General features: G+C 57.8%; 12 protein-coding genes. 7 read left to right on the forward strand and 5 right to left on the reverse strand.

Going from position 1 to position 12,540, the window contains the following annotated elements; translation table 11 throughout:
* The first annotated feature begins 3 nt into the window (after nt 1-3).
* Together garD and B9Z42_RS00555 are read left to right on the forward strand one after the other, a co-directional pair.
* On the forward strand, nt 4-1,551 hold the full coding sequence (garD, locus tag B9Z42_RS00550) for a galactarate dehydratase (RefSeq protein WP_100131393.1): 1,548 nt from the start codon (nt 4-6) through the stop codon (nt 1,549-1,551).
* Between the two features lie 58 nt (nt 1,552-1,609).
* On the forward strand, nt 1,610-2,284 hold the full coding sequence (locus B9Z42_RS00555) for an energy transducer TonB (RefSeq protein WP_100131394.1): 675 nt from the start codon (nt 1,610-1,612) through the stop codon (nt 2,282-2,284).
* A 63-nt stretch (nt 2,285-2,347) separates the two neighbouring features.
* On the opposite strand, the gene B9Z42_RS00560 is transcribed toward B9Z42_RS00555, so the two are convergent.
* The 3 genes from B9Z42_RS00560 to B9Z42_RS00570 are packed head-to-tail and all read right to left on the reverse strand — an operon-like array spanning nt 2,348 to nt 4,862.
* Nucleotides 2,348-3,316 carry a tripartite tricarboxylate transporter substrate binding protein gene (locus tag B9Z42_RS00560; RefSeq protein ID WP_158235878.1) on the reverse strand — a complete coding sequence of 323 codons (969 nt, stop codon included), beginning with the start codon at nt 3,314-3,316 and terminating at the stop codon, nt 2,348-2,350.
* Nucleotides 3,316-4,179, reverse strand: a complete 864-nt coding sequence (locus B9Z42_RS00565) for a polysaccharide deacetylase family protein (protein WP_100131396.1) — start codon at nt 4,177-4,179, stop codon at nt 3,316-3,318. Before B9Z42_RS00565 ends, B9Z42_RS00560 begins: the two co-directional genes overlap by 1 nt.
* 2 nt (nt 4,180-4,181) lie before the next feature.
* Nucleotides 4,182-4,862, reverse strand: coding sequence for a GntR family transcriptional regulator (locus B9Z42_RS00570; protein ID WP_100131397.1), 681 nt, complete (start codon nt 4,860-4,862; stop codon nt 4,182-4,184).
* A gap of 90 nt (nt 4,863-4,952) precedes the next feature.
* Here B9Z42_RS00570 and B9Z42_RS00575 point away from each other — a divergent pair, with 90 nt between their 5' ends.
* Genes B9Z42_RS00575 through B9Z42_RS00595 form a run of 5 tightly spaced genes read left to right on the forward strand, consistent with a single transcriptional unit; the run spans nt 4,953 to nt 10,621 of the window.
* Entirely contained in the window at nt 4,953-5,825 is an 873-nt protein-coding gene (locus B9Z42_RS00575; protein ID WP_100131398.1) for a fumarylacetoacetate hydrolase family protein, read from the forward strand.
* 27 nt (nt 5,826-5,852) lie between these two features.
* The gene (locus tag B9Z42_RS00580; protein ID WP_100131399.1) at nt 5,853-6,308 is read left to right on the forward strand and encodes a (2Fe-2S)-binding protein; all 456 of its coding nucleotides are present in this window, start codon (nt 5,853-5,855) and stop codon (nt 6,306-6,308) included.
* Between the two features lie 2 nt (nt 6,309-6,310).
* Nucleotides 6,311-8,554, forward strand: coding sequence for a molybdopterin cofactor-binding domain-containing protein (locus B9Z42_RS00585; protein ID WP_100131400.1), 2,244 nt, complete (start codon nt 6,311-6,313; stop codon nt 8,552-8,554).
* Entirely contained in the window at nt 8,551-9,528 is a 978-nt protein-coding gene (locus B9Z42_RS00590) for a tripartite tricarboxylate transporter substrate binding protein (RefSeq protein ID WP_100131401.1), read from the forward strand. Before B9Z42_RS00585 ends, B9Z42_RS00590 begins: the two co-directional genes overlap by 4 nt.
* A gap of 22 nt (nt 9,529-9,550) precedes the next feature.
* Nucleotides 9,551-10,621, forward strand: coding sequence for an amidohydrolase family protein (locus B9Z42_RS00595; RefSeq protein WP_100131402.1), 1,071 nt, complete (start codon nt 9,551-9,553; stop codon nt 10,619-10,621).
* A 20-nt stretch (nt 10,622-10,641) separates the two neighbouring features.
* Here B9Z42_RS00595 and B9Z42_RS00600 read toward each other — a convergent pair whose 3' ends face one another.
* The gene (locus B9Z42_RS00600; protein WP_158235879.1) at nt 10,642-11,616 is read right to left on the reverse strand and encodes a tripartite tricarboxylate transporter substrate binding protein; all 975 of its coding nucleotides are present in this window, start codon (nt 11,614-11,616) and stop codon (nt 10,642-10,644) included.
* Between the two features lie 46 nt (nt 11,617-11,662).
* Complete coding sequence (locus tag B9Z42_RS00605) at nt 11,663-12,535, reverse strand: dioxygenase (RefSeq protein ID WP_143474009.1); 873 nt, start codon at nt 12,533-12,535, stop codon at nt 11,663-11,665.
* Nucleotides 12,536-12,540: the final 5 nt, after the last annotated feature.

Below are 12,540 nucleotides of genomic sequence, written 5' to 3' on the forward strand. Positions count from 1 at the left end.
TTGATGACCACCCCGATCACCATCCGCATGCATGCCCGTGACAACGTGGCCATCGTGGCCAACGCCGGTGGCTTGGCTGCTGGCACCCTACTGCCCGACGGCCTGACCTTGACCACCCAAGTGCCACAAGGCCACAAAGTCGCCTTGGTCGATCTGCCTGCGCAAGCTGCCGTGATTCGCTATGGCATTCCGATTGGCTATGCGCTGAAAGACATTCCTGCGGGCAGCTGGGTCAACGAGCGCATGCTGCAAATGCCCGATGCCCGCGAACTGGACAACCTGCCCATCGCCACCATCCAACCCGACCCCCTGCCCCCTCTGGAGGGCTACACCTTCGAGGGCTACCGCAACGCCGACGGTTCGGTGGGCACGCGCAACATCTTGGCCATCACCACCACGGTGCAATGTGTGTCAGGCGTGGTGGAGTTTGCGGTGCAACGCATCAAAGCGGAGTTGCTGCACAAATACCCCAATGTCGACGACGTGGTGGGCATCGAGCACACCTACGGCTGCGGCGTGGCGATTGATGCTGACGGCGCAGAAATCCCAATTCGCACCCTGCGCAACATCAGCCTCAACCCCAACTTTGGCGGCGAAGTGATGGTGGTCAGCTTGGGCTGCGAAAAACTGCAGCCCGAACGCCTGATGCCCCCCGGCGCCATCCCGATCAACGACCAACGCGGCGAAGCCCTCGACGTGGTGTGCTTGCAAGACGACGCCCATGTGGGCTTCATGTCCATGATTGACGACATCATGCAGACGGCAAAACGCCACCTCGAACGCCTGAACATGCGACGCCGCGAAACCGTGCCTGCGAGTGAACTGGTGGTGGGCGTGCAATGCGGCGGCAGCGATGCGTTCTCTGGCGTCACCGCCAACCCCGCTGTGGGCTTTTGCACCGATTTGCTGGTGCGTGCAGGCGCCAGCGTGATGTTTTCAGAAACCACCGAAGTGCGCGACGGCATTGACCAACTCACCGCACGCGCCACCACCCCCGAAGTGGCTGAAGCCATGATCCGTGAAATGGCGTGGTACGACGCTTACTTAGCGCGTGGTCGTGTGGACCGCAGCGCCAACACCACGCCGGGCAACAAAAAGGGCGGCCTGTCCAACATCGTTGAAAAAGCGATGGGCTCCATCGTCAAATCAGGATCAGCCCCCATTTCGGGTGTGCTGTCACCGGGCAACAAGCTCACCCAAAAAGGCTTGATTTACGCGGCGACGCCTGCCAGCGACTTCATTTGTGGCACGCTGCAACTCGCCGCTGGGATGAACATGCATGTCTTCACCACGGGACGCGGCACGCCCTATGGCTTGGCCGAGGTGCCCGTCATCAAAGTGGCCACGCGCACCGACCTTGCGCGCCGCTGGCATGACCTGATGGACATCAACGCGGGCACCATCGCAGACGGCGAAAAAACGATTGAAGACGTTGGCATGGAACTGTTTCAACTCATGCTCGACGTGGCCAGTGGTCGCAAAAAAACATGGGCGGAACACTGGAAGCTGCACAACGCGCTGGTCTTGTTCAATCCCGCACCTGTGACCTGACGACTTGACACGGGCGCCCTAGAATTACCGTAGATTTTCTGTATCGGTCCTTTGCCCCGTGCCTACTGCTTCAACCTCCTCATCACCCTACGCCCAGCGCCAGCGCAACCCGCGCAAGCACCTCGTCAGCATCGTGCTGGTGGTGGCGTTGCATGGTTTGCTGCTGTGGGCACTGCAATCTGGCTTGGCGCAACACCTCGTGAAGACCACCGAGGTCAAAGTGGTGGCCATGCTATTGAGCGACAACGTGCCGCCACCACCACCTCAACCCGCACCACCGCCACCGCCACCTAAAACGCCGCCACCTCCCGCTGCCGCGCCTGTGCCAGTTACCACTCAGACCACGCCGGTCATCACCGTTCCTGTTGCACCACCCGCACCTCCAAGTCCAGCCCCTGCGGTGGTTGCCCCCCCGGCGCCGGCTGCGCCTGTGGCGCCACCAGCCCCAACCATCCGCACGGGTGCCAGCATTCAAGCGGGAGCGAGCTGCGCCAAGCCTGACTACCCCAGCGCCTCGCGTCGCTTAGAGGAAGAAGGCACGGTCACGCTCAAGTTTTTGATCGGGGTCGATGGCCGTGTGTTGCAAGCGGAAATTGAGAAAACGTCCGGCTTCAACCGCTTGGATGAAGCGGCGCGCAATGCGCTGTCTAAATGCCAGTTCCGCCCAGGCACGGTGGACGGCAAGCCAGAACAAAGCTGGGCCAGCATGAAATACACCTGGCGCTTGGAATAAGCCTTGCCCCTGCGACGCTACACCAGCGTTGAAGCGCGGTGTTGCGCACCTCAAGTCGTTGGCTCACTCCACTTTCGTGCCGGTTTCCTTGATGATCTTGGACCACTTGGTGATTTCTGATTTCAAATAATCACCCGCCTCTTTGGGCGTGCCGCCCACAGGCTCAAAACCTACCCCTGCCAACTTGGACTGGAAATCGGGCGTGCGCAAAATTTTGCCGATCTCAGCATTCAAGAAATTGACGATTTCAGGTGGTGTTTTGCTCGGTGCAAACACCCCTACCCAGGTGTAATCCTCAAAGCCCGGAAAACCCGACTCAGCCACAGTGGGCACCTCAGGCATGGCAGCCACACGCTTGGCACTGGTCACCGCCAAACCCCGCACTTTGCCGCCTTTGACCATTTCAACGGCTGCAGGCAAAGCCACACTGGCCAACTCCACTTGCCCGCCCATGGTGGCGGCCAACGCAGGCCCTGCCCCTTGAAATGGAATGTGTGTGACGTCCACTTTGCCCAACACTTTGAACAAATACTCAGCTGTCAAATGCGGCGTGGTGCCGGCCCCTGCGGTGCCGTAGTTCAACTTGCCCGACTTGGCCTCAGACATGATCTCTTGCAGCGTCTTAGCCTTCAAGCCCGGAAAGGCCACCAGCAAATTCGGGCTCGAGGCCACGACGCTGGCCAACACAAAATCTTTTTCAGCATCAAACCCCGGGTTCTTTGACAAGCTGGCATTCACCGCAAATGAACTGGTGTTGAGCATCAGGGTGTAACCATCGGCAGGGGCTTTGGCGACCAAGCCACTGGCAACGTTGCCGCCCGCACCCGCTCTGTTTTCCACCACCACCGGCTGACTCAAGCTGTCTGACAAGCGTTGCCCCAACAAGCGCGCAATGATGTCAGCAGGCCCGCCAGGTGCAAAGGCGACCACAAATTTCACAGGCTTGTTGGGGTAAGCCCCTTGCGTTTGCGCCACTGCGGCACCGCTGCAGCACAGCGCAATGGCCCAAGATAAAACGCGACGTCGATTCATCATGTTGTCTCCTTCAAAACATATTCAGCCATCTCTTGGCGTGTGGTCACCCACACATCGTCGTGCTGGGCCACGATGCCCATGATCTCGTCATACACCCAAGCGCCGGAGGGACGGCCCATGACGTGGGTATGGGCGGTGACATCAAGCATCAAAGGCACGGTTTCGCGTTCGCGCATGGCGGTGAAGGTGTCGTTGAAGGCATCCAACATGTGACGCGGGCCGTGGCCATAACGAATGCAAGTGGGCAAGTCGTTCACGTCCATGGTGAGCGGGATGGCCACGATGCGTTTGCCACTGTAGTCCAACACATAAGGACGGTCATCGTCGTTGCAATCGCCGTGGTGGATGTAGCCGGCCTCGGCCAGCAAGCGCGGCGAAATCAAGCTGCCTGTGCCGCGGGGGCTGATCCAGCCTTTGGGTTTAACGCCTGACACACGGGTCAAGATCTCGTCATTTTTACGGATGTTTTCACGCTCTTGGGCTTCGTCAAAGTAGACAGGAATCACATCCATGCCCCAGGAGTGATTGACGATCTCGTGTCCGCGCGCCTGCAATGAGCGCACGGTGTCAGGGTCGCGCTCGGCGAGCACGCCATTGACCATGATGCTGGTTTTGACACCTCGTTTGTCCGCGTAATCGAGCAAACGGTGAATGCCACGCACCTGGCCAAAGCTGCCCCATGAGTGGGCATTGGTGTCGAAGAAACCGGGCTTCAACACGTTGCCCATGGGGCCGATGCCAGGCGCCACCCCATCGGACCACGCTTCATACGCGATGTTAAAAATCACGGCCACGCGTTTGCCGCCCGGCCAACGGAAATCGTCGCTCAATCGGGTGATGCTTGGGTTGTCTGTGCTCATGGTCAGGTCGCTCCATTTTTCAAAATAATCTGTGCGGTCTTGTCGTAATGACCGGTCAACGCCTTGCAGGCCAAGCCCACGTCACCAGCCAACACGGCGTCGACCACAGCTTTGTGTTCGTCCAATTCGTGACGGCGTTTGTAAGAGGTTTTGGCTGCTAACTGACGGTAGCGGTAGGCTTGGTCGTAGAGCTGTTCACAAAATCCAATCAACCAGCGTGAGCCGCAGTTGTCGATCAACACCATGTGAAATTCGCGGTGTAACTTTTCCCAAGCTGGGTTTTCGATGTACTTGTCTTTGCTCAACGAGCGCGGCGTTTTGGACAGCCGGTGCAGAGCCAACAGCACGCGTTCTTCCCAAGCGGGCGTGCTGGCTTGTACAGATTGGGTCAAGGCAGTGGTCTCTAACCACACACGGGTTTTGGCCAACTCACGCAGCGCCTCGTCGCTGACGGGTGCCGCGATGAAGCCGCGCTGGTCAAGGTGCTGCACCCAGCCCTCAGCCGCCAATCGGTTGAGCGCCTCGCGTACCGGTGTGGCGCCTGTGCCGTAGTGCTCGCGCAAGGCCTCAATACCCAGCTTGCCACCGGGCACCCAACGGCCGCTCAGCACATCTGAGCGCAATCGCTCGTACGTGGTGAGCGTCAGCGAGGCGGCGGGTTCCGTCAAATTGTCGAGCGTCATGGCGATCGATATTAATCGATAAATTTTTGAAAAGATTCAAAATATCGATATTATTCAAACCACAAACATCGTTCACATCAAGGATAAAAAATGCGTTTTCTGAGTTTTACGGCCAACGGTCAACCCAGCTTAGGCTGGATCAAAGATGCCCAAGCCAGCAGCTTTGTTGACCTCGGTTTACTGGGTATGGGTTTTCCCTCTGACTTGAAAACACTGATCGCCACACCCGGGGCCATGGCAGCGGCCCACACTGCGGCTTTGAATGCGCCCGCTTCTGCCCTTCGTGCCTTGGCCTCGGTTGAGTTACTGCCCCTGATTACCAATCCCGGAAAAATTGTCTGCATGGGTTTGAACTATGCCGACCATGCCAAAGAAGGTGGCAATGCGCGCCCCGACTACCCGAGTTTTTTCATGCGTGGTGCGACCTCCATGGTCGGCCACCAAAGCGCCATCGTGCGCCCCAAAGCGTCCACTCAGCTCGACTACGAAGCTGAGCTGGCGGTGGTGATCGGTCAACGTGCACGCCACTTGACGGCGGCCAATGCGCTCGACTGCGTCGCCGGCTATTCATGTTTCAACGACGCCAGCATTCGCAACTACCAGCGTAAGTCGGCGCAGTGGACGATTGGCAAAAACTTTGACGGCACTGGCCCCTTCGGCCCCTGGTTGGTCACGCCTGATGAGTTGCCAGCCGGCGCTGAAGGCTTGCGCATTCAATCCCGTTTAAACGGCAAAGTTATGCAAGACGCCAACACCAAAGACTTTTTGTGGAACGTGGTGGAGTCGCTGCGCATCATCACCGAGTGCATGACCTTGGAGCCAGGCGACGTGGTGATCACCGGCACGCCAGCAGGCGTGGGCTACGCACGCACGCCGCCCGTCTGGATGCAGCCCGGCGATGTGTGCGAGATCGAGATTGAAGGGATTGGCACCTTGTCCAATCCCATCGTCGACGAGCAATAAAGCATTTATCTTCATCAGGAGCGTTGCATGACTCAGTTCACCCTCAATGGACAATCCGTTCGCAGTTCGGCCTCTGCCAGTACACCACTGTTGGATGTGCTGGCCAACGACCTGCAGGTCAACGGCACGAAGTTTGGATGTGGCAAAGCCCAGTGCAACGCCTGTTTGGTGATGGTCGATGGCAACCCTGTGAAGTCCTGTGTGGCGCCAGTTTCCGCTGTGGCGGGTCGAACTGTCACCACCCTGGCAGGCATGAAAGAAGGCGGCAAGCCCAGCCGCCTTCAGCAAGCGTTCATGGATGAGCAAGCCGCCCAGTGTGGCTACTGCACGTCAGGCATGGTCATTCAGGCGCAAGCCTTGCTGGACCGCAACCCGCGCCCCACAGATGCTGAAGTCCGCGTCGCTTTGGATGGCAACTTGTGCAGATGCGGTGCACACAACCGCATTGTTCGTGCTGTGCTGCGTGCAGCAAAAGGGGTTTGATCATGCAACAACACCTGTCCATCAGCCGACGTGGGTTTTTGAAGACCACGGGTTATCTGTCATTGGCCTTTGCGATTCCATTGGACAACGCGTTGTCACAGGCAGACAACACCAAACCACGCTTACCGGGCGACTTGAACAACAACCGCAAACTGAGTGCTTGGTTGCGCATCAATGCCAACCAAACGGTCACGCTGATGGTTGGCAAAGTCGAGTTGGGCCAAGGAATTTTGACGGCTGTCACGCAGGTTTGCGCCGATGAGTTGGACATCGACTTCAGCCGTGTCCATCTCATCTCAGGGGACACCGCACTGGTGCCCAATGAAGGCGTGACCGCAGGCTCGTTCTCCATGCCCAATTGCGCCACCGCTGTGCAATATGCATCGGCCGAGGTGCGCTCAATTTTGCTCGGGCTTGCGGCAGAAAAACTCAACCAACCGCTGGCAGCTCTGTCTGTTCGAGATGGAAAAATAACAGCCCAAAACGGCACACACATCGCTTATTGGGACTTGGTGTTGGGCGCTGCGTTAGAGCGCGATGCAACGGGCCTCGTCAAGCCTAAGCCCGCCGAACAACACCGCTACATCGGCCAGTCGGTTCCACGCACAGACCTGCCACCCAAAATTTTGGGAGACGCTGTGTTCTTGCAAGAACATCGCCCCGCCGGCATGGTGTTTGGACACTTGGTGCGTCCGCCCACCTACGCCGCCAAGTTGTTGTCGGTCAATATGGACATGGCGCAAACCATGCCCGGTGTTGTCAAGGTCGTGCGCAATGGGAGCTTCTTGGGGGTGATTGCACAACGTGAAGAGCAAGCCTTGGCTGCCGCCCAAGTACTGAGTGCTTCTGCAAAATGGGACGTGGAAAAAAAGTTGCCCACGCACGAAGGCATTTTTGAATGGCTGCGCAACACCAAACCCAACCGCATCATCGAAACGAAAGTTCAGCCTCGCGCAGGTGGCCAAGCGCCCGCTAAAACCCTGGCAGCCACCTACTACAGGCCGTATCAGATGCACGCCTCCATTGGCACGTCGGCGGCCATTGCCACGATGGGTTCTGATGGCGTGATGCTGATTCAAACGCACAGCCAATCGGTGTTTGAAACCAGCCTGGCCATTGCCAAAATGCTGGGCCTTCCCCCAAACAAGGTGCGCTGCCAACACATGCAAGGTGCGGGCTGCTATGGCCACAACATGGCCGACGATGCGGCAGCCGATGCCGCGCTGCTGGCGATGACCGTGCCGGGCAAGCCTGTGCGCTTGCAATACACACGCGAGCAAGAACACAAGTGGGAGCCCTATGGTTCGGCCATGGTCATCCAAACCAAAGCAGGCTTGGATGCCAACGGCAACGTGCTGGATTGGGACTTGCAAATTTGGTCCACCCCACATGGCACACGACCCAGCGGTGAGCCCGGCAACTTACTCTCTGCGCGTTATTTAGAAAAACCGTTCACCCAACCTGTGCCTGTCAATGGCGGACCGCCCAACTACGCGGCTGACCGCAATGGCATTGCCTTGTACGACTTTGCGGGTCATCAGGTGTTGACACATTTCATCACCGACATGCCCATCAGGGTGTCGTCCACCCGCGGTTTGGGCGCCTATGCCAACGTGTTTGCGATCGAGTCCTTCATGGATGAGTTGGCAACGGCGGCTCACGTGGACCCACTCACCTACCGTCTGCGTTTTCTGAAAGATGAACGTGCCCGCGACGTCCTGCAAAAAGCAGCCGATCAATTTGGCTGGAACAGCTGGAAGAAAACACCCAACCGCGGTCGCGGCATTGGTTTTGCGCGCTACAAAAACATTGCAGGCTACTGCGCTGTGGCCTTGGAGGTAGAAGTCAATCCCCGCAATGGACGAATTCGTGTTTTGCGCGCGGTGGCTTCTGCAGACTCGGGGCACATCGTCAATCCCGATGGTGTCAGCAATCAAATTGAAGGTGGCCTGATTCAATCATTGAGCTGGTCTTTGAAAGAAGAAGTGAAGTTCGATGACACGCAAATTTTGTCCACGGACTGGAACAGCTACCCCATCCTCACCTTCTCAGAGATTCCACCCGTGGAGGTGGTGTTGATCAACCGACCCGGTGCACCCTTTTTAGGAACCGGCGAAGCATCACAAGGACCGACCAGTGCCGCTTTGGCCAACGCGGTGTTTGAAGCAACAGGGGTGCGTTTTCGCCAACTGCCCTTTACACCAGAACGCATCAAGCAAGGCTTGGACAAAAAAGGAACCGCATGACATTATTCAAAACACTGGGAACACTCGCGCTGTGCGCTTACGCGCTGACAGGCATCGCCCAAACAGGTGCTGCCCGCGACTACCCCAATCACCCCATCAAAATGGTCATCCCCTATGCAGCGGGTGGGCCGATGGATTTCATTGGACGAACTCTGGGGCCCCGTTTGGCGCAGAGTTTGGGCCAGCCTTTGGTGATTGACAACCGCGCTGGCGCTGGAGGTGCGATTGGTACCGACTTTGTCGCCAAGTCGGCAGCTGATGGCTACACCCTGCTCAATACCTCCTCCAGCCACGCCAGCTTACCGGTGGTCTCAACCAGCCTGAGCTACGACCCCACCAAAGACTTCACGCCGATCACCTTGGTGGCCAACAGCGTGGGTTTTGTGCTGGCAGCTCGCCCCGACCTCCCTGCGAAAAACTTGAAAGAGTTACTCGCAGATGCCAAAGCCAACCCTGGCAAATACACCTTCGGCTCAGGCGGTGTGGGCAATGTGATGCACTTTGCAGGCGAGTTCTTAGCCAGCAGCGCCGACGTCAAGATGACGCATGTGCCGTTCAAAGGCGTCAGCCAATCCCTCAACGATTTGGTGGCCGGCCGCATCGACTTTGTCATTGCCGCACCCACTGCCGTGTTGCCGTTGGTCAAAGCCGGCAAGCTCAAAGCCCTGGCCATCACCGCACGCAAACGTTGGAGCGAATTGCCAGACGTGCCCACCATTGACGAAGCCGCTCTGAAAGGTTTTTCCTACACACCCTGGTATGGCTTCTGGTTCCCTGCCGGCGTGCCGCTTGAGCACGTCACGCGCATGCGCAATGAGGTGAGCAAAGTCTTGGAGGACCCAGAGATCAAGCGCGCTTTTGCCGAGCAAGGCTTTGCCACCGTGGGGTCGACACCTGCTGAGTTCAGCAAAGTCATCGCCGATGAAATTGCGATGACTAAAAAGTTAGCGACACGCGTGGACTTCACGCAATAACAAATTTCACCAGGAGGCTTCGATGATTCACACCACCAACGAGAGTTCTTGCAACCACTGCCAACCACGCCGCAGTTTTTTAACCGGCTTGCTGACGGCCACCGCTGCCACCGTGCTGCCATCGTGCGCGACCACCTCCAAAGATGCGCCCTTGCCTGCCGAGGCCAAACGCGCTTTGGTGGACGTGCACCACCATGTGTGGGCGCCTGACTATTTGAAAGGGCTCGAAGCGAGCAAATTGGCTGAAGCACCAGCACGCAACTGGTCGCTCAACAGGACCCTGGACGACATGGCCAAGGCTGGCGTGACTTACAGCATTACCTCACCCACCACGCCTGCCGCGGGTTTTGGCGATGCCGCCACCATGCGCAGCATGGCGCGCATCAGCAACGAATACGGTGCTCAACTCGCGCGCGATAACCCGACGAAATTTGGTTTCTTTGCCACGCTGCCCATGCTGGATGTGGACGGTGCCCTGGCCGAGATTGCCTACAGCTGCGACGTGCTCAAGGCCAACGGCGTCGCCATGCTCACCAGCTACAACGGCAAGTGGTTAGGCGACAAATCGTTTGCCCCCATCATGGACGAGATCAACCGCCGCAAACTCATCCTCTACACCCACCCCTCCAACACGCAGTGTTGCCAAAACTTGCAAGAGGGTGTGCCGGGCTCGACCATCGAGTTCGCCACCGACACCACACGCACCATCACCAGCTTGCTGTTCAGCGGCACGGCGACCCGCTGCAAAGACATCAAGTTCATCTTCTCGCATGCGGGCGGCACCATGCCGTTCTTGGTCGAGCGCTTGGTCTTGCTGGCCAAGCTCAATGCCAACTTTGGCAAGATCTTGCCCAGCGATCAAGTCATTCCTACCTTGCGCACTTTTTATTACGACACCGCCCAAGCCTCGCACCCTGGCGCCTTGCTGTCACTGCTGAGTTTGGTCGATGTGTCGCAGGTGGTGTTTGGCACCGACTTCCCCTACCGCACGTCCCTTGACCATGTGAAAGGCTTGATGGCCATGGGCTTCAGCATGAGCGACCTGACCGCCATTGAAAGCCGCAACGCCCTGCGCATGCTGGGACGCGCTTAAGCGTTGGGCTTGAGAGGGGCTCAGTCCGCTTTCGCGCCTGAGCTCTTCACCACCGCCGCCCACTTGGGCACTTCGGCACGCAAGAAAGTGTTGAAGTCGGCGGGGTTGTTGGGGGTACTTGACATGCCAAGCTGCGTGAATCGCTCCACCACTTCAGGCGATTCCATGGCGCGGTTGATGGCCGCATTCAAACGCTCCACCACCGCGGCAGGTGTGCCTGCTGGCACAAAAAAACCAAACCAGGTGTAGTCGTCAAACTCTTTGTAGCCAAACTCGGTGATCGAGGGAACATCGGGCAACAAGGGCGAACGTGTGGCGCTGGTCACCGCAATCGCTTTGAGTTTGCCCGCCTTGATCATGGGGACGGCCGGTGGCATGGACGTGGACGCAATTTGTGTATGACCCGCGACCACCGCATTGATCGCTGCAGCCGGCTGATAAGGCACATGCACGATGTCAATTTTGGCCGCTGACTTCAAACGCTCCATCGACAAATGTGTGGTGGTGCCGATGCCAGAGGATGCGTAATTGAAGGGAGATTTCTTAGCCGCATCCACCAACTCCGGCAAATTTTTCACGGCAACGTTGGCGTTGACCGTGAAGATGTTGGGGGTTTTAGGACCTAAGGCGACAGGCACAAAATCTTTCAGCGCGTCATAGCCTGCTTCGGCATACAAGGATGGGTTCACCGCAAACGCCACACTGTGCACCAACACGGTGTAGCCATCTGGCGCAGACCGTTTCACTTGACCCGTTGCAATGTTGCCCCCTGCGCCGCCTTTGTTCTCAACAACAAAGTTACCCCCTGTGATCTCGGACATTTTTTGGGACAAGGACCGCGCCACGATATCCGTGGACGCACCAGGCGCAAACGCCACCAACAGGGTGACCGGTTTGGCTTTGGGCCACTCGGTTTGCGCCCAAGTCGGCAAACTCAAACAAGTGCCGATCAACCAACCCAACCCAAATTTCATGCCATGAGAAAAATGAAACATGCCCATCTCCTTTGTAATCAACCGTCGAAGAAACTCACACGTGATGTCAGCCTTGCTTGGCCAAACAGAACTCAAAACTCATCTCCAAAAACGGGGTGGCGATGCCAAAGCGTTGCGCCACAGCCGCATCGTGGCAAGGCTTGAAGTCAACAACCAAGCCGGGTCGAACGCCGAACACAGTGTCTTCAGTGAGGTAAGCCGACCCCTCAGGAAATAGCTCGGTGACCAAGCCCACATAGCCAGACGCGCTGACGATGACGTGGTAGTGGGCGGGACGCCAAATATTGCGCTGACTGGCTGCCAACAACGCTCCCACGGGACCGTCGGTGGGCACGGTGTAGGGGTGGGGTCGAATGGTCAGCAGGTTAAAACTGCCATTGGCTTCACACGCGATCTTGCAGCGCAAATTGTGTGGGTCTTGGTCAGGGTCTTGGGCGGGGTACAGGCCGTTGTCCGCGTTTTGCCAAAAATCAATTTGGGCGTTCTGAATGGGCTGGCCGTCTGCGTCCACCACGCGGCCGTGGAACCAAACCCGATCACCAGCTTGCCCTTCGGTCAGGTCGCTGCCATTGGCGCGCAGCCGCGAGTCATGGTTATGGAATGGACCCAACACACTGCTGGGCGTACCACCTTCTGGTTGAGACACCACGTCGACCATGGATGAAATACCCATGATGTCGGAAAACAAACTGAACTCGTTGCGCTCTTCAGAGGTAATAGCGGCGCTGGCCGTTAAAAACGTCAGCCCCCGCAGCCACTCTTCCTTGGTGAGTTTGGATTCGACGACAAACGCATGCAAGTGCTTCGCCAGCAAGCCCATGACCTGAGCCAAACGCGGGTCGGTGGCGTGGGCAAAACTTTGCATGACCTCGGAGGTCAAGGCGTCTGTCTTTGAAACCGCGGGGGACGTTGTCTGCATCGTTT

Source organism: Limnohabitans sp. B9-3 (assembly GCF_002778325.1).
Taxonomy (GTDB): domain Bacteria; phylum Pseudomonadota; class Gammaproteobacteria; order Burkholderiales; family Burkholderiaceae_C; genus Limnohabitans; species Limnohabitans kasalickyi.

Excerpts from the sequence above, each read along its gene's own strand:
- B9Z42_RS00590 (WP_100131401.1), top strand. The coding sequence starts at position 8,551 with ATGACATTATTCAAAACACTGGGAACACTCGCGCTGTGCGCTTACGCG.
- B9Z42_RS00585 (WP_100131400.1), top strand. The coding sequence starts at position 6,311 with ATGCAACAACACCTGTCCATCAGCCGACGTGGGTTTTTGAAGACCACG.
- B9Z42_RS00605 (WP_143474009.1), bottom strand. The coding sequence starts at position 12,535 with ATGCAGACAACGTCCCCCGCGGTTTCAAAGACAGACGCCTTGACCTCC.
- B9Z42_RS00570 (WP_100131397.1), bottom strand. The coding sequence starts at position 4,862 with ATGACGCTCGACAATTTGACGGAACCCGCCGCCTCGCTGACGCTCACC.
- B9Z42_RS00575 (WP_100131398.1), top strand. The coding sequence starts at position 4,953 with ATGCGTTTTCTGAGTTTTACGGCCAACGGTCAACCCAGCTTAGGCTGG.
- B9Z42_RS00600 (WP_158235879.1), bottom strand. The coding sequence starts at position 11,616 with ATGTTTCATTTTTCTCATGGCATGAAATTTGGGTTGGGTTGGTTGATC.
- garD (WP_100131393.1), top strand. The coding sequence starts at position 4 with ATGACCACCCCGATCACCATCCGCATGCATGCCCGTGACAACGTGGCC.
- B9Z42_RS00560 (WP_158235878.1), bottom strand. The coding sequence starts at position 3,316 with ATGAATCGACGTCGCGTTTTATCTTGGGCCATTGCGCTGTGCTGCAGC.
- B9Z42_RS00565 (WP_100131396.1), bottom strand. The coding sequence starts at position 4,179 with ATGAGCACAGACAACCCAAGCATCACCCGATTGAGCGACGATTTCCGT.
- B9Z42_RS00580 (WP_100131399.1), top strand. The coding sequence starts at position 5,853 with ATGACTCAGTTCACCCTCAATGGACAATCCGTTCGCAGTTCGGCCTCT.
- B9Z42_RS00595 (WP_100131402.1), top strand. The coding sequence starts at position 9,551 with ATGATTCACACCACCAACGAGAGTTCTTGCAACCACTGCCAACCACGC.